Origin of the sequence: Methanoregula sp. (genome assembly GCF_035543475.1) — an archaeon.
Taxonomy (GTDB): Archaea; Halobacteriota; Methanomicrobia; order Methanomicrobiales; family Methanospirillaceae; genus Methanoregula.
In genome coordinates this window covers 22,107-42,281 of the sequence record NZ_DATKKA010000009.1, presented here as the reverse complement: position 1 = coordinate 42,281, position 20,175 = coordinate 22,107, and the positions used below count along the sequence as shown (strand labels likewise).

The following is a 20,175-nucleotide window of genomic DNA, read 5'->3' as shown; positions in this document are numbered from 1 at the left end:
TTCCGGACCCGCCAGGGGATTTTATAGAGTGCCGGGGACTGGCGATCATATAGAATGATATTTATCAGATCAGCCGTAATCGGGAACATATCCGCCGATATCCATGAAACTCCAGGAAAAGACAAGCCTTATCATCGTGATCCTTTTCATTGTCCTCCTTGCCATAATCAGTATTTTTGTCTCATTTGTCTCGATGGCCAGTTATAATGCCCTGGAACAGCGGTACGTGGTGCAGGATGTCAACCAGGCCGTAAACAGGCTCAATGACGAATATATCTCCCTAACCTCGATCGTTTCCGACTGGGCGCCCTGGGACGACACGTATGCCTTTGTCAACGGGGAAAAACCCGATTACGTCTCCACGAACCTTCTGCCGGCAGCCTACACCAACCTGAGGGTCAACCTTATCGTCATGACCAACACGAGCGGCGACATTGTCTACGCCGGCCTCTATGACCTCAGTAACAATACCATGATTCCCGTCCCGGAAAGCCTTGGCACAGAGCTGACACCATCGAATCCCCTGCTTAACATGACCGATCCTATGGCGACAACGACAGGTGTCCTGATACTGGACAAAAAACCCTTTATCGTTGCATCCCGCCCCATTATCCATTCAGATTTTTCCGGGACCCCTACGGGAGTGGTCATTATGGGGAGGTACCTTGGCTCAGCAGAGGTGGCCGAGCTTGCCAAACTGACAAAGCCGGACCTTTCTTTTATCCCGTCCGACTCCCCCGCATTTCCCCGGGAGTTCCTCATGTCCCTCTCACCGGGTGAGAACCAGAGCGGTTTCGTTGTCACCCCCTTAAACAGCAGTGAGATTGCGGGATACGCGCTCATCAGGGATGTAAACAGGAGGGGTGTCATGGCTCTCGAGATCCAGGAACCCCGGGATATTTACCAGCAGGGATTATCAACAACTCTCCAGTACGTTCTCATCGTCCTCGGGGCCGGGCTCCTTTTTGGCATTGTGATGCTCCTCCTCCTCAACCGCCTCGTCCTCTCCCGGGTCCATGCGTTGAGCCGCCAAGTGCATGATATTGACCGGGAGACCAATCTCTCGCGGCGGATACGTATTGGAGGTACCGACGAGTTTTCCGATCTGGCCGGGGAGATGAACCATATGCTTGAGACCATCGAAAAATTCCATGAGGGCCTGGTTCATAGCGAGGAGCGGTTCCGTGACCTTGCCGAACTCCTCCCCCAGACGATTTTTGAGATGGACCTGCAGGGATCTCTTTCCTATGTTAACCGCGCCGGCCAGGAGGTATTCGGTATCACCCCGGAAAGAATCCGGAGGGGGACGGGGGTCCGCGATTACCTTGTCCCTGAGGAAATCGAACGCATGCACAAGGGACTGGCTTACATCTTATCCGGTGCAAAGTCTTCCGGCGAAATTTACCACTTAAAAAAGCTTGACGGGACTATCATGAGCGCCATCATTTATACCTCGGCCATATTCCGTAACGGTTCCGCAGCCGGGTTCCGTGGCAGCGTGATCGATGTTACCGAACGGGTGAAACTCGAAGAGGCGCTCCGGGAGAGCGAGGAAAAATACCGGGCTCTCACAGAAAATACACCCGACATACTCTACTCTACGGATATGAACGGGATTATTACCTATGCCTCACCGCAGATCAACCAATACGGTTTCCTTGAGGAAGACGTGGTGGGGAAACCGTTCCGCGTGTTCATCCACCCGGCAGATGTTGCAGAGATAGAGAGCAATTTTTCCCGGGAAATTAAAAACGGAGCCCAGTTTAATTCCCGGTTCCGGCTCGTCGACAAATGGGGCACCTCCCACTGGTTCGAGGAGAAAAGCTCGCTCCGGCTGGACGAATCAGGAAAACCGGTCGGGATTTACGGTATCCTCCGTGATATCTCCGAACGAAAGAAAGCCGAAGATGCCATTGAAATTGCCAATAAGAAACTGAACCTGATGAACCAGATTACCCGTCATGACATCATCAACGCCATTACCGGGCTGCTCGGGAGTATTGACATGCTGAAATCCAGAGGCCTCCCTCAGGAAGGGGTGGAGCTGCTCAACGATATCCGGGATCTGACTCTTGTCATCCAGCGCCAGATCTCTTTCACACGGGAGTACCAGGAAGTCGGTGTCCACCTGCCGCAATGGCAGGATGTCCATGACCTGATCACCCGGACGGCCCAAAACTTTGCACATTCCGGGATCACGTTTCACTACGAGTTTGAGAATATCGAGATCTATGCAGATCCCCTCCTCGAAAAAGTATTTTATAACCTTATCGATAATGCAGTGAGATACGGCGAGAAAATTACCTCCATATCAGTATATTCAGTTGTTTCCGATAAGGAACTCTCTCTCGTTTTTGAAGACGACGGTGTGGGCGTTGAACCCGCATTCAAACGCGAGATCTTCGAACGGGGCGTCGGAAAGAATACGGGCATGGGATTATTCCTGACTGCAGAGATTCTCGCCATTACCGGCATAACCATTGAAGAAAACGGCATATACGGGACAGGTGCCCGTTTCGAGCTCCGGATCCCGGTGGGGTACTGGCGTTTTGTCACGACCGTGACAACAAAGTAACGGTATCCTGTGTACCGCAAAGAGCAGGCAAACGGATTGCGGGAAATGCCCGGTCCCCGCAGGCAAACGCACTCCGGAGCAGCAACTGGCGTCCGGCAATCTCACGAATAAAAAAATTGACGGTATTTTCACGCCGCTTTCGAGATGCCGATCGTCATTGCAACACCCTCGACATCCCAGTCCTTTGCCAGCTGGTGCACGGGCGTGCTACCCTCGCCATCCCGCCGGAGGGACAGGTCCTTTGCCCGGACCTCATCTGCGATCCCTGCCTTCCAGCCGGTGGAAAGGAGCCCGCAGATGCGCTCATCGGCAATAGCCACGTCGGCTGCAATAAAGTCCTCGACCGCGAGATCGAGCTGCCGGCGCATCTCCTGGATCCGGCGGATCACCTCGCGGGCATAGCCTTCGGCCTCGAGATCGGGCGTGAGCGCCACGTCCACATACACGGTCGCGTCTTCCATGGGGGCCGAGAAGATATCCGCCGGGAGTTTCTCGGTGAACGTGACGTGGTCGGCCCCGATTTCAAACGTCGCGGTGCCGCTCGTGAGGGTAAAAGTCCGCCCGCCCTCGACTGCGACCCTGATGGCGTTCCCGTCCGCGGCTTCGATCAAGCCCTTTACCGTAAAGGAGTTCTTGCCAAACCCTTTCCCGAGCGCCTTCATCACCGGCTCCGCGTGCCAGCCGATCCGGTCCCACCGGCCCATCACGACCGTGACTTTGCGGGCATTGGCCCGGTCCTTACAGACATCATTGAGCCGGGCAAGGGCGTCCTTTACCCCGGTTTTCTCCGTGACGACAACGACCTCGTCCACCGGCCAGCGCAGTTTCCTCTTTCCTGCCTGACGGGCGTTCTGCACCGCATCGTCAAACGAGCGCACAAGCTCCATCGCGTGCTCCAGCTCTGCGTTCACCAGCCGGTCATCACAGGCCTGCCAGTCGAGCATGTGCACGCTTGCCGGATCGTTTCTGCACCGGATATTGCCATAGATCTCCTCGGTAATATGGGGGCAGAAGGGTGCCATGAGGCCCATGAGCCGGCGCATCACGTAGTAGATAGTCTCGTAGGCGAAGAGTTTCTCCTGCGACTCGCCCTCGAGCCACATCCGGGGCCGCACGAGCTGGACGTACCAGCGCGAGAGGTCCTCGAGGATGAAGTTCTGCAGTTCCCGGGTTGCCCGGTGGAGCTGGCACTCCTTTGTGGCTGTATCCACGATGCCGGCAACCGAGTTGATCCGGGAGATGATCCAGCGATCCTCGTCCGGGAGCTCGCGGAGCCGGGCAGCAACAAACGCCCCGTCCCAGACTCCCTCCGGTGACTGCGGTTCGTACTGGTCAAGGACCATGTACGGGATTGGGAACCGGTACACGTTCCAGAGGATGTTTATCGCACGGTTGACGGTCGCCACCCCGTCCCAGTTGAACTTAAGGTCATCCCACGGGGCCGAGGAGGAGAGCACGTAGAACCGGAGCACGTCCACGCCCACTTTTGCGATCACTTCCTCGGGCGTCACCACGTTCCCGAGGCTCTTTGACATCTTCTTTCCCTCGGCATCAAGGGCAAAGCCGTGCATGCAGACGCTCTTGTACGGCGCCTTCCCAAATGCGATAGTGCTCGCGCCCAGCTGTGAGTAGAACCAGCCCCGTGTCTGGTCCTGGCCCTCGGTGATGAAGTCAGCCGGCCAGAGTTTTTCAAACTCTGCGGTCTCTTTCGGGAACCCCAGCGTTGCCCACGAGGCAACCGCGGAATCGAACCAGACATCAAAAATGTCCCCGACCCGGTGCATCGTACCGCCACAGGTGCACGGGATTGTCACCTTGTCCACGAACGGGCGGTGGGGATCGGGCACCGCCACGCCACTCGCCTTTTCGAGATCGGCGATCGTACCAATGACCCGGTACGTGTCGCACTTTTCGCAGACCCAGACCGGGATCGGGATACCCCAGTAACGCTGCCGGGAGATGCACCAGTCGCGGGCCTCCTTGATCCAGTCGTAGAACCGGGCGCTGCCCGCCCACTCGGGATACCACGTGACCTTCTCCACCTCAGAGAGCATGAGGTCGCGGATCTCCGATGCCTTCAGGAACCACTGCGAGGTAGCCCGGAAGATGATCGGGGTCTTGCAGCGCCAGCAGTGGCCGTACCGGTGGACAATTTTTTCGGTGGCGAGCAGGTGGCTGCCCAGGGCCTCCAGCACCTCGCCATTGGAGTCCCGGACCACCTTTCCGGCAAATGCCCCGGCCTCGGGCCGGAACTTTCCTGCCCCGTCTACCGGGCAGACAATTGCGAGTTTCTCCTTTGTCCCGAGCACATAGTCGTCCCAGCCATGGCCGGGTGCGATATGCACCATACCGGTGTTCTCCAGCGCCACGAAGTCCGCCTCCACGACACGGTGGGCAATCTCACGCTGGAGTGGCACACAGTCCCGGAGCGGGGAGTCGTACTCCCAGCCCACCATCTCTGCGCCTTTTTTTGTCTCCAGCACATCGTATTTCTGGTACCGCCCTTTCTTGAGCACCGATTTTACCAGCGGTTCAGCCATCCAGAGGGTTTCAGTGTGCCCGTCTTTTTCGGCCCGGACCTTTGCGTACGCAAAGTCCCGCGAGACCGCCACCGCAACGTTTGCCGGGAGCGTCCACGGGGTCGTTGTCCAGATCACGAGGTACTCGTTCTCTTTTTCTTTCAGGGGGAACTTCACGAAAACAGAGGGGTCAGTCTCGTCCCAGTACTCGACCTCGGCGTCCGCGATCGCCGTCTCGCACCGGGGGCACCAGTTCACGACCCGGTGCCCGCGTTCCAGCATCCCTTTCTCCTGGGCCCGGGCAAGCGTCCACCATGCCGCTTCGACGTATCCCGGGGTGATCGTCTGGTACGCGCCCGGGAAATCCAGCCAGACCCCGAGGTTTTCGAACTGGGCATCCATCAGTTTCTTGTTCTTTACCGCGAACTCCCGGCACTTCCCGATGAACTGTTCGATCCCGAACGTCTCGATATCCTTTTTTGAGGCAAACCCGAGTGCCTGTTCGACCTTGACCTCGATAGGGAGGCCGTGCATATCGTAGCCCGCGCGATCGATCACGTTCCTGCCGTTCATCCGGTGGAACCGGAGGAGCGCGTCCTTGATGATCTTGTTCCACGCGGTTCCCAGGTGGATCTGGCCGGTAGTATACGGCGGCCCGTCCACAAAGAAGAAGGCCTTGCCGGCACCACGGAGATCCTTTACCGCCCGGTAGGTCCCGTTGGTGCGCCAGGAGTCCTGGACTCTGCGCTCAATATCCTTTGCAGAAAAGTTCGCGGTGACTTCCTTCACAAAATCCCTCTACTGGTCTCCGGATGAACGCCGGTATGTATACCAGTGTTGGCATTATGGCACAAAGTAATTATCGTGATCTCAAAAGAAAACCTGAAAATATCCCGCGTGTGAACCTTAGTACGGAGGATCCATGGACAACGTGTATACACTCATTGTTGCTTACCTGGCCGCAGGTGTCATAGCCGCAACAGCCATTCATTTCTTTTTTGCCTTCCTCAAAAGGAAAGTCGAGCTGACCGAGACAAAATTTGACGACCTCATCGTCCATTCCCTTGCCTCCCCGGTTACCCTCCTCGGGTTCTTTATCCCGTTCATCCTGGCACTGCAGCAGGCAATCGCACTCTTCCCCCAGGACTCGTGGCTTGCAGATCCGAGGTTATTGATCTCCCTCTATATCCTGATTGGTACATGGGTGACTGCAACCTTCGCAAACGATCTCCTCCAGACCTACGGGATGACGCTGGCACAGAAGACAGAGTCTGAGCTTGACGACCGGATCATCGAGATCCTCCAGAAGATCGGAAGATATCTGATCTGGTTCATCGGGCTGATGTACATCCTCTCGCTCTTCAATGTCAATATTACCCCGCTGCTTGCCGGTGCCGGCATCGCGGGTATTGCCATCGCGCTTGCGGCCCAGGATATATTCTCCAATTTTTTCGGGGGGGCCGTGATCATCACCGACCAGCCCTTCCAGGTAGGGGAACGCGTCCTGATCAACGATGTGGTTGGCGATGTCATCAAAATCGGGCCCCGGAGCACCCGCATCCTTACCCTTGACAAGGACATTGTCACCATCCCCAACACGAAGATCGTCACAAGTGTCGTCCATAACTACTCACAGCCAAATCCCCAGGTACGGATCCAGATCCCGATAACGGTACCGGCGTCCGTGGAGATCGCGAGGGTGAAAAAGGTCTTGGGAATGGTAACCGCAGACGCAGTGCAGGCCCGCAGCGATATGCTTGAATCAGATCCAGCCCCCACCATCTACCTGCAGAAAGTGGAAAAATCCGCCATGACCTTTATCGTTACCGTGTATGCCCGGGGTTTCATGTATGACGATGTGATCCGGGACTACCTGAACGTACAGGTGGTTGAGCGGTTTAAAACTGAAAACATCCCGCTCCTCTGAATCCCCTCTTTTTCATCCTGTCAGAACTGCTGTACTGTGAGCGGCCCATACATACCGCAGAAAACATAAGATCCAAAAAATAAAGATGTGGTTGATCCACTCTGGGGAGGTCAGTGCCTGATGACAAAACGTATCCTCTTTCTGCTCGCGGTCCTTGTTATCCTCGGTTGTGTGGGCCCGGTCTCCGGCCAGGGATACATCACGGTCACTAATACCGTTACCGCGAATTTTTTTACCAGCACACGCTACGGCAGTGCACCGTTCACCGTCAGTTTTGCCGACACTTCGTACGGGGGGACGCCCCGTACCTATCTCTGGGACTTCGGTGACGGCTCAACGTCCACCATGGAGAATCCTTCGCACACCTACCTTTCCCTTGGGGAATATACCGTCCGGCTGACCGTCACCAACCAGTATGGCTCGGACACCCTGACCCGGGTGGCATATATTGGCGTGGGTGATCCCCCGGTACCGGACTTCACCACCAACGTATCCGGCGGAACTGCGCCACTGGCCATATCCTTTGCCGATACGTCAACGAACGTGCCCACTAACTGGTCATGGGATTTCGGTGACGGCAGTTCGTCCTCCGGGGAAAACCCGGTGCACGTGTACTCTGCTCCCGGCAATTATACGGTGCACCTGCATGTCTGGAATCCCTATGGGGAGGCCTCAGTCAGCCGTCCGGACCTCCTCCGGGTGAGTCCGCCGCCCCCGGTGGTCCCGGCCAACCAGACCGGCATTTCCGGGGAGCAACCCAAGGGATTTGTGGATCTGATCCGGGAGGCACGCGGTACAACGGAAAAGAACCTGCCGACCGCGGGGCTCATCCCCCAGCAGTTCATGGCAGTGGCCGCGATGCTCACGAGCCTTGCGATTGTCCTGATCCAGTTTGTTATTGCAAACATCAGTGCCCTCGCCCAGTTTGTCCCGAAAGTGGCAAAATTCTTTGCAGATCTTGCAGGTGGCCACGCGGTGGAGAAACTGAATGACAAGGAGATAGAGCTCCGGAGGCTCGAGGCCCGCAGGACAGAGCAGCATTTCCTTGGCTTTTCAGCAACGGAAGTGCTGGTTATTGAAGCGGCGGTGATCATGATCGCGCTCGCGTTCCTCCTCGCGGACAGGGCCGCGCTCACGCTGCAGATGGTCCTGATCTATATCGCCGTTGGTGCTCTCTCCGTTGTACTCCACGATATGGCCCACCGCTATTTTGCAACCCGGCACGGCCATGATGCAGATACCCGGTTCTGGGGCCTGGGGACTGTGATCATGTTTGTGACCGCGTGGCTGTACGGGAATGCCTTTGCCCAGTCGTACCGGAATCTGGTGAAGAGGGAGGAAGATGAGGAGGAAACCCGGGAAGCGGGTGTGGAGAGTGTTGCCGGCCCCCTGGTAAGCCTTGCCCTGATGTTCCTGTTCCTGTACCTGATCACGTGGGGCGGGGTCTTTGCGGTTGCCGGTGGGATCGGCTTCAGCATTAACCTGGTCACTGCAGTGTACAGCCTGATCCCCATCGAAACGATGGACGGGCTTGCGGTGTGGAGATGGAACCGCCCGCTCTATCTTCTCCTCTTCCTCCCGCTCATCGGATTTTACCTGTTCACGTACGTGCTGGTGACATAAAACGACATTTTTCCCGAAGGCCGGCATATCGGAGGCATTCCCCCTCCGTGCTGCTTTCTGCGGCCGGGTAACCGGCGCGTACGAGATGCCGGAGGCCGGTTGCGTGCCGGTCCATGATATCCCCCCTTCCGGGCAAACCTGTGCGTATGGCGGTTCAAGGGGTCCGTTATTGGGCGCAAAGGGCCGCGGCAGGCACTAGGGAAGATGGCCGAGCCCCGGCTGTGATCAACCGGCAGGGTCAACAAGGAAAGCCGGCATGTGACTTTTACCCTCACTAAAAAAAGGATTTTTCGGGTTATTCGAAGCTGAGAATGTCCGGGGCAAACATCTTCAGCAGGTTTTCGATATAGGTATACGCTTTCTTGTGATCGATATACATACGGAAGCTTGTCCCGTCCGTTTTCCGGATATCGAGGTACCCCGAGAGGAGGACCGGCTTTTTCAGGACGATCTTTGCCAGGTCTTCCCTATCAGCCTCGAAGACCCGGAGGCTTTCGAGCTCGCCGAGAGTTTTCTGGCTGGTATCGGAAGATGTCCCGAAGAGTTCGTCCATGATGAACGTGCCGAACTGGACTCCTCCCTGCGGCCCGCTGACATCAAGGTCCGGGTTCCGGATAATAAAGAGCCTGCGGGAGGTGGCATAGATCCCGAACCCGCCCATAGCAGACCCGATTGCACCGGCGATCGCACCGCTTACTCCCTCGGTTGCCGTCTTCAGGGTCAGGCTCGAGATTCCCCCGAGATATTCTTCTGTCCTGGCACCGCCGGGGGCCTGCGCCTCTTCCTCGCTCACCGTGATCGCCTCGATTGCTGCGATCACCTGGCCGGTTGCGTCCTGGAGCGGCGAGCACTTGGCCTGCAGGATCATGGGCCTGCCCCGGATTGCCACGTGCTCCTTTTCGCCGATATAGGTATCCCCCACCTTTTGGGCCGGGGGGATAATCCGGTCCGTCCTGCTTCCAGGTGCCCGGATCACGTTGTCTATCAGCATGGGTCCCGGCTTGCCATAGAAGGGAACCGCGTACTCCTGGCCGCCCTTGCCGATCATCTCGGCCGCGGGTACGCCGGTCAGCTGGGCGAGCTTTGCGCTCCAGGCAATGATTACGCCTTTTGTGTCGATTGCAAAGACCGGAGCATCGAGCGACTGGAGGGTAGCCATCAGGTCGCTCCATTCCTCAGCCTTTTCCGCGGGTGCGCTGACGTGCTCCCCGTCTGTTGCGGCTGCACCCGCTTCTTCTGCAGCAGTCGGGGCTCCGGCGCCAATCCGTATCAGGCCCGAGGTATCCCTGCCGCCTACCTGGTACTCCTGGATCGCGCCGGCAGGGGAAAAGAAGCCATGGTATGCCCATTCGAGGAGGACACTCCTCCCGTCTCCGGCAATAACCCGGTGCTGGAGGAGGCAGTCCGGCTTCTCCGGGGTGAGTGCCTGGAGGCGGGAAAGGATCTCGCCGCGCTCGCTGTCGGGAATAAAGGCAAAATAGTTCTCTTTGACCAGCTGGCGGTAGGGCTTCTTGTACAGGTGGACACAGCGCTCGTTACCAAAGGTGAAAGATCCGTCCGCTTTGATCCTCGCCACGAGATCTGCACCGCTGTCCACAATTGAGTTGTAGAACCGGGCCCAGGCGATCAGCTCGTACTCGGCGTTCTTCTGCGGGACCCGGACCCGGATAAAATCGACCAGGCGTGCGACTTCGCCTGCCATATCGGCACCTTTCTGGAGGTAGTAATCAGCCCCCGAATTGAGGGCATCGCGTGCGATATGGGCCAGCCTCTTTGCCGTGGCCATGACAAAGATCGACTGCCCGCCCCGCGCCCGGATCTCCTTAAGGAGGACAAGCCCGTCCATATCGGGCATCGAGTAGTCGGAGACGATCACATCGAAATACTGGCGGTTAAGCAGGTCCAGTGCGTCGGCGGCGGACATGGTCGTCGTGATCGCCAGGTCTTTTTCCTGTTCGAGCCGGGCCTTGAAGGCGTCCAGGAACAGGGGTTCGTCATCGATGCAGAGAAGGGAGATAGTCTGTGCCATGAAAATTCCCCCGGTATGTATCCAGATACTGGTTGTCCATATTAAATAAATTATTTAATTTATGTATTCAGACGGGGAGATTTTACCTGACGGTGCCCCATCCCGTGCGGGAAAAACGGGCAGGGTATTATTTGAAACAGCCCAGCTGGCAGGCCCGGATCTTGATCCCATGCGTGTTACAGTATGCGCTGAGTTCATCCTTTTTTATGCCGTATTTTTCGGCAACTGCAAATGCCTGCTCGCAGGGGATCACTTTCACGATCTTCTCGTGTGCAAATGCCGTTTCGATCGTCTTTTCGTCCATGTACCTGAGGGGTGGTCGCTCATGCCTCAATAGTATTTCCCGGAACGGTCCAGGCAGAGAGCGAGAGGCTTTTTGTGAGATACAGCCTACGGTATGATCATGAAGGTTGCGCTGATCAACTCCCGCGAGGACCGGGCGGGTTGTACCATCAGGCACCATATCGAACAGTGCCTTGCCGAAGATCCGGGCCGGAAAAACGGTAGGATCTACGATTTTTTCGAGGTTGGTGGCCGGCTTATCCACGCGGAGGGTGTCGACGCAGCCATCGACTGTGATCTCGTGATCTTCCTTTCGCGGCACTCGAGTGTCAACCCGGTGCCGGTCCTCACCGTCCACGCCACCGGGAATTTTGGCGAGGCGCAGCTGGGCGGGATCTCCCGGGTGCTTGCGCCATCAGCGCCTGCCATGATGCAGGCAACCCTGCGGGCGCTTGCCCGGCACTGTCCCGAAGGCTACCGGATCTCGTACGAGGTCACCCACCACGGCCCGACCGGGCTCTCCCACCCTTCGTTCTTTGTCGAGATCGGGAGCACCGAGCGGGAGTGGGCTGACCCGGCAGCCGGGCGGGCTGTCGCGGAGGCGGTGCTGGATGCCGTTCCCCTTCCCGATGCTGTCCCCCTCGTGGGGTTTGGGGGGACGCACTACGCGGTGCGGGAGACGGAGATCGCACTTTCAACCCGGGGGGCATTCGGCCACATCGCGAGCTCCCGGCGCCAGGTTGCGGACATTGACCGGGAGATGGTGCAGCAGATGATCCGGCAGTGCGGGGCGGTGGCCGCGTATATCGATAAAAAATCCCTGGACCGGGGCGACCTTGAACGCCTTACCGGCATCATCGACAGTCTTGGGATACCGCGCCTCTCGGAGAGCGAGCTTGCCTCCCTTGGCCGGCTTCCCTGGGAGACCTACCGTGCCATACGGGACCTGGCCGGGACCGTGGCACCTGGTACCCGCTGCTATATCCATGCCCTTGCCGGTACCGGTCCGCTCACCCTCGTTTCCCTCGATCCGGTGCTCGTGGCGGAAGCGGCAAAGACCGGGGAGGCTGAGCTGGTCGCTGGTCTCTCCCTGCTGCCGGTCGCCCACCTTGCAACGCAGGACAACCGGCTGCTCCCCCGATTCGTGGTATTAAGTAAAAATTCTTCGGAAATAATAAATGCTTTAAATACATTGTGCGTGAAAATCTTACGTAATAAGGAAAGCACAGCGACGGAAAACGATTACCTGGTCATCAGAAGGGTCCGGTTCGACCCCGTAAAAGCGCGCGAACTGGGTGTGCCGGCCGGGCCCGCCTACCGCCAGCTTGCCGCAGGGCAGGCAGTGGAGTATGAGGGCCAGGTGATTACACCCGACCGGGTATCCGTCATTACCGAGACCAGAATCCACATCCCGGGACTGGAGAACTACTCATGAGGTCTATTGTTGAAGAGGCACTTACCAAAGCGAGAGACGAGACTGCAGCGTCCTCGCAGAATAACGAGGATCTGGACCAGATCTTAAGCGAACTCAAGACGGAGATCACCGTGATCGGCTGCGGAGGCAGCGGATCCAACACCGTCACCCGCATGATGGAAGAGGGTATCCATGGCGCAAAGCTCGTGGCCATCAACACGGATGCCCAGCACCTGATCCGTACCCATGCCGACCAGCGTGTCCTGATCGGCCGCCAGCGGACCCGTGGCCTCGGCGCCGGCTCCATCCCGCAGATCGGTGAGGAAGCGGCGCTCGAGAACGAGCAGGACATCAAGGCGATCGTCTCCGGTTGCGACATGGTCTTTATCACGGTCGGCCTCGGTGGCGGTACCGGCACGGGCTCCGCCCCCGTGGTGGCGAAAGCCGCCCGGGAAGAAGGTGCGCTCACCATCGCGGTTGTCACCCTGCCTTTTGCCTCCGAGGGTGCGATCCGGATGGAGAACGCGGAGGCCGGCCTCGAACGCCTCCGGGATGTGGCGGATACGGTGATCGTGGTCCCCAACGATCGCCTGCTCGAGGTTGTTCCCAAGCTCCCTCTCTCTGCAGCATTCAAGGTCTCGGATGAGGTGCTCATGCGGGCGGTCAAGGGCATCACGGAACTGATAACGATGCCAGGCCTCGTGAACCTCGACTTTGCCGATGTGCGCACGGTCATGGAGCGCGGCGGCGTTGCCATGATTGGCATGGGTGAGAGCGACAGCGAGGACAAAGCGGCAGATTCGGTGAAGAAAGCGATCCGCTCACCGCTCCTTGACGTGGATATCTCCGGCGCCACCGCAGCGCTCGTGAACGTGGTCGGCGGCCCGGACATGACCATGGCGGAAGCCGAGGGTGTAGTGCAGGAAGTCTATTCGCGCGTTGACCAGAATGCCCGGATCATCTGGGGTGCGCAGATCGACCCGACGATGTCCAACAAGATGCGGACGCTCCTGGTGGTCACGGGCGTACGGTCGCCACAAATATATGGTCGCAATGAGAAGCTTACCCCCAAAGTACAGAAACAGTACGAGATTGATTTTCTCAAGTGAGTAGTTATGGAAATATCGAAACCAGATATCAAAGTCGATGTGCACGAGGAGTTATTCCGCAAGTACATCCGGGTCCTGAAACTCGCGCGCACACCCACCCGGGAGGAGTTCTCCAAGATCGCGACCGTAGCGGCGGCCGGGGTCCTCCTCATCGGGCTGATTGGATTCATCATCTACCTGTTCTTCGAACACAAGAAACTGCTGGGATTCTAGATCCTGATGGCCATGACAGCAGAACCTACCCCCGTATCGCCGGCGCCAGCGGCACCTGCCGCCCCCGAGGTCTTCAATAACCGCATCTTTGCCATCAAGACGACCTCCAAGCAGGAACGGACCGTTGCCGACAATATCCTCAAGGCGATCGAGACGAAGGCGACCGACATCAAGGTCACCTCGATCATAGTCCCCAACGAACTCCAGGGGTATGTCCTGGTGGAGACCCCGGAGCAGCGCAACCGGATCGAACAGCTCGTGGAGATGATCGCCCATGCCCGTGCAGTGGCCAAGGGCCAGACCACCCTTGCCGAGGTCGGACACTTCCTGATCCCCAAGCCGGTGGTCTCCGGTATCGATGAGGGCACCATCGTCGAGCTGATCGCAGGGCCGTTCAAGGGTGAGAAGGCCGTGGTCAAGCGTGTCGATTCCGCCAAGGAAGAGATCACGGTGGAACTGTACGAGAGCGTGGTCCCCATCCCGATCACGGTCCGCGGCGACAATGTCCGTGTCGTTGACAAGGTCAGCGACCGCTAATCTTTTTTCATACCCGATCTCCTTGCACCTTCCACAGATGTACCGGTATCCATCTCCCTCCGGTTGCTCCCCCGGCCCTTCTGGTTCCGGGAAAGATGTTGTTACCGCATCAATTTTATATTACAAAATGTAATCTATACATTACAACGGCACCCTCCGGGTGCCTTTGTGGAGATATCCACCCATGAAGCCAATCACGATATCCGTTATCATGCTCCTTGCCGTATCCCTGGTGCTCGCCGGGGTTCTCGTGGCAGGATGCACGCAGGAATCCGGCAGCAGCGCCCCTGCAGCCACAGACAACCAGCAGGTCACGCCAGCCGGTACGTATGCCGGCAACGCGAGTTACGGGGGTCACCAGTTCTCCGGGCAGGGCTTTTTAACGAACGAGACCCTGATGAGCTCGGCTGCAGCCCAGCTCGGTGTTCCCGAGCAGGACCTTAAAAACGCCCTCACGCCCACCAACGGGCAGCGGGTCAACTTCACCGATGCAGCGAACCAGCTCGGTGTGACCCCGGACCAGCTCCGGGCGGCCTTCGGCTTCCCGGCCGGGAGTTTCCACCATGGTAACCAGACCATGGCCATGATGACAACCGCAGCCGGGCAGTAGGTCCCGGTCGGCTCTCTCTTTTTCCTGCTCCGGCCCGTTGTTAAAACCGGAGTCCATCAGGTGCAAGCCAATATGTTTATTAGCGTCCTCCTCTGATTCCCCTCTTTGCAGGAGCAGATAACCATGAAAGTCATTGGAATAAACGCAAGCCCCCGCGGAAAGGAGAGCAACACCCTCCGGCTCACAAACGCAGTTCTTGAAGGGGCCAAGGAAGAAGGAGCGGAAACAGAACTGATCGATCTCTACACGCTGCGCATCGAGTACTGCACGGCCTGCGGGACCTGCTACGCCACCGGCGAGTGCACGCTTCTGGACGATTTCTCCGACCTCTTTGACCGGATGATGAACGCTGACGGGATCGTTCTTGGGGCTCCCAACTACATCGATTGCGTGCCGGCCCCCATGAAGGCGCTCTTTGACCGGATGGCGGACGCAATCCACTGCCAGATGTTTACCGGCAAGTTCGGGTGCTCGGTCTGTACCGCCGGCGGTGCCGGTGAGAACGAGGTGATGGGGTACATGAACAAGGCACTCTCCACGCTCGGGGCATCCACCGTTGGCGGCGTGGGCGTGGCGATCGGCCGTGATCCCTCGGCTCTCGGGAGAGCGGAAGGGGACGCCCATACGCTCGGAAAGACGCTTGCACAGGCTATCCGGGGCGAGATCACCTATCCCGAACAGGACGAGATCCATCGGCAGAAGCGGGAGTACTTCTGCCAGCTGGTCAAGTTCAACAAGGACCGGTTCGCACACGAATACGAGTGGTACGAACAGATGGGCTGGATGAAGTGAGCCGGGAGAAGCGGCCATGAAGAGCCTCACCGCGGAAAAACTCGGGCTTGCCCACGAACCCGTGGCCATCCTCTGGAGCAACACAAAGCCCGAAGGGGCGCTCCAGATAAAGCCCCACGGCCATGCCTGCATCATGCCCTTTTTTGCCCAAGTGGCAATGAAAGGGAAGACCGCCGTATTCGACCGGGAGAGCTATGGCTGTCCCGGTGCCCGGGCCGGTCTCGGCTTCGGGAACGGGTACTACGATGCCTTCGGCGGCGCCGGAGTGGACTTTATGTCCGCCTTCTTTGTGAAAGGAGCGGAGAGCAGCAAAAACCCGGAGGCCTACTGCGCCACCCTGCAGCACATCCCTGAACGGGAGCGCGAGAAGTTCATCCACGGCGAGCGCCTCCACAGGGATACAGAGAAGGCAAAGCGGTTCATGACCGCAGACCTCCCGATCACGGATATCGCCGAGAAGTACGTGATCTTTACTCCCTTAAGCAAAGTAAAACCCGGCGAACGGCCGGTGGTCGTGGTGTTCCTTGCCGATCCCCTCCAGGTAACCGGCCTTGTTACCCTCGTGGGCGCTGTCCGCGAGGGAACGGATCCCGTGCGGGTCCCGCCTATGGCCGCCTGCCAGCAGATCGGGGCCTTCGTGTACGACGAGGCGAAAAAGGAGTGTCCCCGGGCCGTGCTCGGGTACACCGACCTTGCAGCCCGGGAAAACGTGGGAAAGACCATACCGGAAAACATGTTCACGTTCGCGGTGCCGTACTCGCTCTACCGTGAGATGGAGGAGGAGGCCCGGGACGGTGTTTTCGACGGCCCGATCTGGAAGGGTCTGGTAAAGGAGAAGAAAGGAGTGATATCATGAAACAAGCGGATTTCCGCGAGATCGGATCGAAACTTACCTCGGCATTCCGGCTCCAGACGCGCCCCCTTGCCGTGTACGGGACGGATGTTTTGCCTGCAGGTATTCCCCCGATGGCAGGGATCAACCGGTGTTTTGCGGTCTCCCTGTACCGGATGGCGGCCGGGCGTGAGCTCTCGGCGATCTATATCGGTGATGGGGCAACCGAAGGCTGCTGCATGGGCGGGCTCTTCCACACAGGATACATCCCGGTACCGGCAGATATCAAATATTTCGTCTCGACCGGGAGGAAGGATGTCCGCGGCGGGGCAGCGGAATTTTTGAAGGCAAGTCCCGAGCTGGTTGACCGCTGCTCGGTGGCTGCCGGGCCGATCCACCCGCCGGGGAAGTATCTTGTCGTGCAGGCATGCGATGCCCTCCCCGACTCCATGCCCGACGTTCTCTCCCTCTGCATCTTCGGGAATGGCGAGCAGATCCGGAACATGGCGGCCCTGATCCATTTCGACCGGGACGACCCGTTCTCGCCGGTCATTGTCCCGTGGGGCTCTGCCTGCTCTACTTTTATTACCTTCCCGGCGGGTCTCGCTGAAAACACCCCGAAAAACACGGCATTCATGGGCCCGCAGGACCCCACGCAGAACCATTCCCTCCCGCCGGAGATGATGGCGCTCGGGATCCCCGCGGGGATGGCCGCCCGGATGGTGGAAAATCTCGATGCTTCGTTCATTACCCGCCGGCCGCAGGTCGCCTTCCCCCGCCATCTGGTTAAGTAGGGCCGGGGGGATTTTTCTTTTTCCGGATATGCAGCCCCCCTTTGCGTCAGCCCTGCCCCCACAGGGGGCGGGGACGCGTGCGATGACCCCCTGTTACCGGTATTCATGTGGACTTCGGAAATTTTTGTACAGATAATACAGCATCATCGCAACCGGGGGATGCCCCAGTGGCGGGGGCGGAGGCAGGAATTGCCGGAGCCCCCAAGAGCGCCATAATAAGAGGCTCAATGATTTCACGAGACCTTTTTAATTTCAGCGGCGGATAGCCAGCAGGTATACGGCCCGGTGGGGGCCGAATTTACTCCGGATATCCACGGTCCTGAGCTCCCGGATGTCAAAATACGGGGAGGTGAGGTCCCGGATCTCGGTCTCCGAAGAGAAATAGAGAGTCGTCCCGATCCGGGTGGTGCGGTATTTGCCGGTTCCGCCGAACTGGGGGTCGCTCTCATCGAAGCAGACCGAGAAGTACAAGGCGCCCGGCCTGGTGATTTTATGGACATTCCTGATATACGTCTCCCGGTCTTCCGGGAATATGTGGTGCAGGAGTTCCCAGTCATAGGCGAAGTCAAAGGTACTGGTCACCTCATGCAGGTCGCCGAGCAGATCTGCGACAATAAATCTGCACCGGACCCCCTGTTTTTTGGCATGCTCCTGTGCGATCCGGATCGCGGCAGGGGAGCTGTCCACACCCGTGACATCAAACCCAAGACCGGCAAGATAGATCGCATAGCTGCCGGCACCGCACCCCAGGTCAACGGCCCTGCAGGGCCGGACAATGCCTTCCTGCACCAGCTGTACCAGCGCATCGGGAGGAGTCTCGCTGTACCAGGGAATTGTTTCGAGGGGCAGGGTCTGGTAAATCCTGTCGATATCAGCGTATTTCATGCATCCCACCTCTGTGGAGTGATTAACCGTGAGGGGTTTCAAGGTTTCCTCTCACGGCAGATTTCTGCATCCTATGCGGGAACTATAATCATTATAGCCCCCCACGATCAACCCTGTAAACTGTATTTTACATCTCCCGGCACCTGTACAGAGGACCGGGAGAGGAGAGCGCATGGAAACCACCCAGACACAGGAGGCCGGGGCCGTAAAAAAGGGGATCGACTACAAGTGGATCGTCCTTTCGATCACGACCATCGAGATGTTCATGGTCTCCGTGAACGGGAGCATCACGCTCATCTCGCTGCCTGCGATCTTCAACGGGATCAATATCGACCCGCTCACCTCGTTCCAGTACCTCATCTGGGTGCTGATGGGCTACAGTCTCGTTACTGCCACCCTTCTCCTCTCCTGCGGCCGGCTCTCGGACATGTACGGGCGGGTGAAGCTCTACAATCTCGGCTTTGCGATCTTTACCCTCGGGTCCATCCTGCTCTTCCTTACACCGGACAAGGGGAACGCAGGCGCCCTTGAGATTATCATCTTCCGTCTTGTCCAGGGCGTGGGCGCCTCGTTTACCTTCTCCAACAGCGCAGCGATTCTGACTGACGCGTTTCCTCCCGATGAGCGGGGCAAGGCGCTGGGACTCAACACAATCTCCTTTCTGTCGGGGCAGTTCGTGGGGCTGATCCTTGGCGGTGTCCTGGCGTTCTACAACTGGCGGTACGTCTTTTTGGTGAGCGTGCCGGTCGGCGTTCTGGGCACAATCTGGGCCTACCTCAAGCTCCGGGAGACCCCGCTTCCCAAAAAGGCCCGGAAGATCGATATCTGGGGCAACATCACCTTCGTCGCGGGGCTCACGATCTTCCTCATCGGCATCACCTACGCGCTCCTTCCCTACGGGAACGACCCGATGGGCTGGGGCAACCCGTGGGTCATTGCGGCGATTGCCGCCGGTCTCCTCCTGTTAGCCGCGTTCCCGATCATCGAGAGCAGGGTCGAGGACCCGATGTTCCGGCTCAACCTCTTTAAGATCCGGGTCTTCTCGCTTGCGAACGCCGCCGGCTTCCTGAGCGCCCTTGCCCGGGGTGGCATGTTTTTTATCCTGATCCTGATGCTGCAGGGCATCTGGCTCCCCCTTCACGGCTACAGCTATGAGTCGACCCCCTTTTGGGCCGGAATCTTCATGCTGCCGCTCACGGCAGGTTTCGTGATCATGGGCCCGCTCTCCGGATGGCTCTCGGACAAGTACGGTGCCCGGTGGTTTGCCACATCCGGCCTGCTCCTGATTGCTCTCTCGTTTGTCATCCTCGCCTCACTGCCCTATGACTTCGACTATACCGTCTTTGCCGTGGCTCTCCTCATCATGGGGATAGGAAACGGCATGTTCGGGTCGCCCAACATCGCGTCCATCATGAACTCGGTTCCCCCCGAAGACCGGGGCGTGGCCTCGGGCATGCGGTCGATGCTCCAGAACAGCGGGATGGTGGTCTCGATGGCACTCTTCTTTACCATCGTGATCGTGAGCCTCACCCACCTCTTCCCGCCGGAACTGGCCTCATCGCTGACCACTGCAGGAGCCCCGGAACTGATCGTTCCCATGAGCGCGATCCCGCCGACCGGCGCCCTCTTTGCCGCTTTCCTCGGTTACAACCCGGTCCACACGATCCTTGCCGCCCTCCCCCAGGCAACCGTTGCCGCCATCAGCCCGGCAACGGTCGCGGTCCTGACTGGCACCACGTGGTTCCCGACAACGCTCGCGAATGCGTTCATGCCCTCGCTGAGGCTCTCATTCTACATCGGGGCCCTGCTCTCGGTGATCGCGGCGGTTCTTGCCTCCATGACCGGCTCGCGTTTTGTCTACGAGAACCAGGCAGGGCGCGGGAATACGGATGAAGGACCGGAACCTGTTGAGGAAGTGCCCGTGGATATTACCTGACACTCCCGCGGGTCCTCATCCTCTCTCCCGACCGGGTTCCGGCCGCACCGGAGAATACACGAATGCGCCCCGAGGTAAAAGGGGGTTTAACCCGGCCC

Annotated in this window: 16 protein-coding genes; 12 read left to right on the top strand and 4 right to left on the bottom strand. The window is 58.5% G+C overall.

Features of this window, described 5'->3' with window-relative positions; translation table 11 throughout:
* The first annotated feature begins 103 nt into the window (after positions 1 to 103).
* Positions 104 to 2,575, top strand: a complete 2,472-nt coding sequence (locus tag VMS83_RS03970; RefSeq protein WP_325410096.1) for a PAS domain S-box protein — start codon at positions 104 to 106, stop codon at positions 2,573 to 2,575.
* Positions 2,576 to 2,703: 128 nt separating this feature from the next.
* Here VMS83_RS03970 and ileS read toward each other — a convergent pair whose 3' ends face one another.
* Complete coding sequence (ileS, locus tag VMS83_RS03965) at positions 2,704 to 5,883, bottom strand: isoleucine--tRNA ligase (RefSeq protein ID WP_325410095.1); 3,180 nt, start codon at positions 5,881 to 5,883, stop codon at positions 2,704 to 2,706.
* Positions 5,884 to 6,016: 133 nt separating this feature from the next.
* On the opposite strand from ileS, the gene VMS83_RS03960 reads away from it, so the two are divergent.
* Together VMS83_RS03960 and VMS83_RS03955 are read left to right on the top strand one after the other, a co-directional pair.
* Positions 6,017 to 7,021: a mechanosensitive ion channel family protein gene (locus VMS83_RS03960; RefSeq protein ID WP_325410093.1), complete on the top strand. Its 1,005-nt coding sequence runs from the start codon at positions 6,017 to 6,019 to the stop codon at positions 7,019 to 7,021.
* Between the two features lie 120 nt (positions 7,022 to 7,141).
* Positions 7,142 to 8,644 carry a PKD domain-containing protein gene (locus VMS83_RS03955; RefSeq protein ID WP_325410091.1) on the top strand — a complete coding sequence of 501 codons (1,503 nt, stop codon included), beginning with the start codon at positions 7,142 to 7,144 and terminating at the stop codon, positions 8,642 to 8,644.
* A gap of 295 nt (positions 8,645 to 8,939) precedes the next feature.
* On the opposite strand, the gene VMS83_RS03950 is transcribed toward VMS83_RS03955, so the two are convergent.
* On the bottom strand, positions 8,940 to 10,673 hold the full coding sequence (locus VMS83_RS03950) for a response regulator (RefSeq protein ID WP_325410089.1): 1,734 nt from the start codon (positions 10,671 to 10,673) through the stop codon (positions 8,940 to 8,942).
* A gap of 127 nt (positions 10,674 to 10,800) precedes the next feature.
* Positions 10,801 to 10,977 carry a hypothetical protein gene (locus VMS83_RS03945; protein WP_325410087.1) on the bottom strand — a complete coding sequence of 59 codons (177 nt, stop codon included), beginning with the start codon at positions 10,975 to 10,977 and terminating at the stop codon, positions 10,801 to 10,803.
* A gap of 99 nt (positions 10,978 to 11,076) precedes the next feature.
* Here VMS83_RS03945 and VMS83_RS03940 point away from each other — a divergent pair, with 99 nt between their 5' ends.
* The 8 genes from VMS83_RS03940 (at position 11,077) to VMS83_RS03905 (ending at position 17,256) form a co-directional block, all read left to right on the top strand.
* Positions 11,077 to 12,390, top strand: a complete 1,314-nt coding sequence (locus VMS83_RS03940) for a D-aminoacyl-tRNA deacylase (protein WP_325410085.1) — start codon at positions 11,077 to 11,079, stop codon at positions 12,388 to 12,390.
* Entirely contained in the window at positions 12,387 to 13,478 is a 1,092-nt protein-coding gene (gene ftsZ / locus VMS83_RS03935; protein WP_325410083.1) for a cell division protein FtsZ, read from the top strand. The genes VMS83_RS03940 and ftsZ overlap by 4 nt, the downstream gene beginning before the upstream one ends.
* A gap of 6 nt (positions 13,479 to 13,484) precedes the next feature.
* On the top strand, positions 13,485 to 13,691 hold the full coding sequence (locus VMS83_RS03930) for a protein translocase SEC61 complex subunit gamma (protein ID WP_325410081.1): 207 nt from the start codon (positions 13,485 to 13,487) through the stop codon (positions 13,689 to 13,691).
* Positions 13,692 to 13,697: 6 nt separating this feature from the next.
* Positions 13,698 to 14,228 carry a transcription elongation factor Spt5 gene (locus tag VMS83_RS03925; RefSeq protein ID WP_325410079.1) on the top strand — a complete coding sequence of 177 codons (531 nt, stop codon included), beginning with the start codon at positions 13,698 to 13,700 and terminating at the stop codon, positions 14,226 to 14,228.
* Between the two features lie 184 nt (positions 14,229 to 14,412).
* Entirely contained in the window at positions 14,413 to 14,838 is a 426-nt protein-coding gene (locus VMS83_RS03920; protein ID WP_325410077.1) for a hypothetical protein, read from the top strand.
* A gap of 123 nt (positions 14,839 to 14,961) precedes the next feature.
* On the top strand, positions 14,962 to 15,630 hold the full coding sequence (locus tag VMS83_RS03915; protein WP_325410076.1) for a flavodoxin family protein: 669 nt from the start codon (positions 14,962 to 14,964) through the stop codon (positions 15,628 to 15,630).
* A gap of 16 nt (positions 15,631 to 15,646) precedes the next feature.
* Entirely contained in the window at positions 15,647 to 16,486 is an 840-nt protein-coding gene (locus VMS83_RS03910) for a DUF169 domain-containing protein (RefSeq protein WP_325410075.1), read from the top strand.
* On the top strand, positions 16,483 to 17,256 hold the full coding sequence (locus VMS83_RS03905; RefSeq protein ID WP_325410073.1) for a DUF169 domain-containing protein: 774 nt from the start codon (positions 16,483 to 16,485) through the stop codon (positions 17,254 to 17,256). The genes VMS83_RS03910 and VMS83_RS03905 overlap by 4 nt, the downstream gene beginning before the upstream one ends.
* 252 nt (positions 17,257 to 17,508) lie before the next feature.
* On the opposite strand, the gene VMS83_RS03900 is transcribed toward VMS83_RS03905, so the two are convergent.
* Positions 17,509 to 18,141 (bottom strand): class I SAM-dependent methyltransferase, encoded by a 633-nt coding sequence (locus VMS83_RS03900; RefSeq protein WP_325410071.1) that lies wholly within the window; start codon positions 18,139 to 18,141, stop codon positions 17,509 to 17,511.
* A 172-nt stretch (positions 18,142 to 18,313) separates the two neighbouring features.
* On the opposite strand from VMS83_RS03900, the gene VMS83_RS03895 reads away from it, so the two are divergent.
* Complete coding sequence (locus tag VMS83_RS03895; RefSeq protein WP_325410069.1) at positions 18,314 to 20,077, top strand: MFS transporter; 1,764 nt, start codon at positions 18,314 to 18,316, stop codon at positions 20,075 to 20,077.
* Positions 20,078 to 20,175: the final 98 nt, after the last annotated feature.

What these genes read in the sequence shown, in the direction of transcription:
- VMS83_RS03950 (WP_325410089.1), bottom strand. Translation starts at nt 10,673, where the DNA reads ATGGCACAGACTATCTCCCTTCTCTGCATCGATGACGAACCCCTGTTC.
- VMS83_RS03910 (WP_325410075.1), top strand. Translation starts at nt 15,647, where the DNA reads ATGAAGAGCCTCACCGCGGAAAAACTCGGGCTTGCCCACGAACCCGTG.
- VMS83_RS03895 (WP_325410069.1), top strand. Translation starts at nt 18,314, where the DNA reads ATGGAAACCACCCAGACACAGGAGGCCGGGGCCGTAAAAAAGGGGATC.
- ftsZ (WP_325410083.1), top strand. Translation starts at nt 12,387, where the DNA reads ATGAGGTCTATTGTTGAAGAGGCACTTACCAAAGCGAGAGACGAGACT.
- VMS83_RS03915 (WP_325410076.1), top strand. Translation starts at nt 14,962, where the DNA reads ATGAAAGTCATTGGAATAAACGCAAGCCCCCGCGGAAAGGAGAGCAAC.
- VMS83_RS03945 (WP_325410087.1), bottom strand. Translation starts at nt 10,977, where the DNA reads ATGGACGAAAAGACGATCGAAACGGCATTTGCACACGAGAAGATCGTG.
- VMS83_RS03900 (WP_325410071.1), bottom strand. Translation starts at nt 18,141, where the DNA reads ATGAAATACGCTGATATCGACAGGATTTACCAGACCCTGCCCCTCGAA.
- VMS83_RS03970 (WP_325410096.1), top strand. Translation starts at nt 104, where the DNA reads ATGAAACTCCAGGAAAAGACAAGCCTTATCATCGTGATCCTTTTCATT.
- VMS83_RS03920 (WP_325410077.1), top strand. Translation starts at nt 14,413, where the DNA reads ATGAAGCCAATCACGATATCCGTTATCATGCTCCTTGCCGTATCCCTG.
- VMS83_RS03925 (WP_325410079.1), top strand. Translation starts at nt 13,698, where the DNA reads ATGGCCATGACAGCAGAACCTACCCCCGTATCGCCGGCGCCAGCGGCA.
- VMS83_RS03930 (WP_325410081.1), top strand. Translation starts at nt 13,485, where the DNA reads ATGGAAATATCGAAACCAGATATCAAAGTCGATGTGCACGAGGAGTTA.
- VMS83_RS03955 (WP_325410091.1), top strand. Translation starts at nt 7,142, where the DNA reads ATGACAAAACGTATCCTCTTTCTGCTCGCGGTCCTTGTTATCCTCGGT.
- VMS83_RS03960 (WP_325410093.1), top strand. Translation starts at nt 6,017, where the DNA reads ATGGACAACGTGTATACACTCATTGTTGCTTACCTGGCCGCAGGTGTC.
- VMS83_RS03940 (WP_325410085.1), top strand. Translation starts at nt 11,077, where the DNA reads ATGAAGGTTGCGCTGATCAACTCCCGCGAGGACCGGGCGGGTTGTACC.
- VMS83_RS03905 (WP_325410073.1), top strand. Translation starts at nt 16,483, where the DNA reads ATGAAACAAGCGGATTTCCGCGAGATCGGATCGAAACTTACCTCGGCA.